Below are 1,477 nucleotides of genomic sequence, written 5' to 3' on the forward strand. Positions count from 1 at the left end.
ATCCAGTGCAGATACTGATTCATCACAAATCAACAGCTTTGGCTTCAGTGCTATCGCACGAGCAATACCAATACGCTGACGCTGGCCACCAGAGAATTCGTGCGGATAACGGTTCACAGCCGTTTCAGGCAAGCCAACTTTCACCAACAGCTCTTTCACCCATTGTTTACGCTCTGCAGGAGTGCCTATTTTATGGATGATATACGGCTCTTCCAAAATCATACCAATGGTGTGACGCTGGTTAAGTGACTCCATTGGATCCTGAAAGACAATCTGCATGTCTTTACGCAACGAGCGCATCTCTTTGACAGAGAACTTTGTAATGTCTTTGCCTTCAAAGAAAATCTTACCTTCTGTTGGCTCATACAATTTTAGAATCGTACGTCCTAAGGTACTTTTACCACAGCCGGATTCACCAACGAGTCCCAATGTTTCTCCTTCTGAAACCGACAAGGAAACGCCGTCTACAGCTTTGATCGTGTAGCCCTTCTTAAACAGTCCTTTACCAGATACAAAGTGCTGCTTAAGATTTTCAATTCTTAATACTTCTTTGGCCATAACATCCTCTTTTATGACTTGTTCACTTTGCACCAGTTAGCTCGCAAACATGCTGGCATCGATTGGTTTGATATCAATCATCTGCTTAGGTTCGTTGTCCAAGCTTGGCATTAAGCCCATCAAACGTTCCGTGTAAGGGTGCTGCGGATTGTCAAACAGCTCAAAAATCTCCGCTTTTTCGACAATACGACCACCATACATTACCGCAACGTCATCACACACTTCAGCTACTACGCCTAAATCATGGGTAATGAAGATCATTGCCATGCCCGTTTCTTCTTGAAGTTCATTCATTAGTTCAAGGATAGACGCCTGTACCGTTACATCCAGTGCCGTCGTTGGCTCATCACAAATCAAAATATCTGGTTTACATGCGAGTGCCATTGCGATCATCACGCGCTGGCGCATACCACCAGATAGGTTGTGTGGGTATTCGTTGAGGCGCTTTTCTGGCATTGGAATTTTCACTTTAGCCAGCATTTCTACCGCGTAGGATTCGCGCTCTTTTTTACCTAACTCAGGACGGTGTAATTCCAACACTTCGCACAGTTGGCGGCCAATGGTATGCACTGGATTCAACGCCGTCATTGGGTCTTGGAAAATGATCGAAATGCGGTCGCCGCGCATGGCGTACATTTCTTCCGCTGGTAGCGACACCAGATTGGTACCTCGGTAGTTAACTTCACCATTGACAATATTGCCGTAAGGCTTTGGCAACAGTCCCATGATGGACATGGAGGTCACGCTCTTACCACTGCCAGACTCACCAACGAGACCGAGCGTTCGTCCTGCGCGAACATCAAAGTTCACGCCATGGAGTACTTTTACCGGGCCATCATCCGTGATGAATTCCACTTCGAGATCTTTTACACTCAAAATTACATCGTTTTCCATAACACATCCTTACAGCTTATACGTG

The 1,477-nt window shown here is 45.8% G+C and carries 2 protein-coding genes; both read right to left on the reverse strand.

The annotated features are described in order from the left end of the window. On the reverse strand, positions 1 to 558 hold a 558-nt coding region (locus R7Z78_RS24300), incomplete at its 3' end, for an ATP-binding cassette domain-containing protein (RefSeq protein ID WP_169643862.1). A 36-nt stretch (positions 559 to 594) separates the two neighbouring features. Next, complete coding sequence (locus R7Z78_RS24305; protein WP_005496771.1) at positions 595 to 1,452, reverse strand: ABC transporter ATP-binding protein; 858 nt, start codon at positions 1,450 to 1,452, stop codon at positions 595 to 597. Positions 1,453 to 1,477 lie beyond the last annotated feature (25 nt).

Source organism: Vibrio sp. 1167 (genome assembly GCF_033340375.1).
Lineage (GTDB): Bacteria > Pseudomonadota > Gammaproteobacteria > Enterobacterales > Vibrionaceae > Vibrio > Vibrio alginolyticus.

What these genes read in the sequence shown, in the direction of transcription:
- R7Z78_RS24305 (WP_005496771.1), bottom strand. Translation starts at nt 1,452, where the DNA reads ATGGAAAACGATGTAATTTTGAGTGTAAAAGATCTCGAAGTGGAATTC.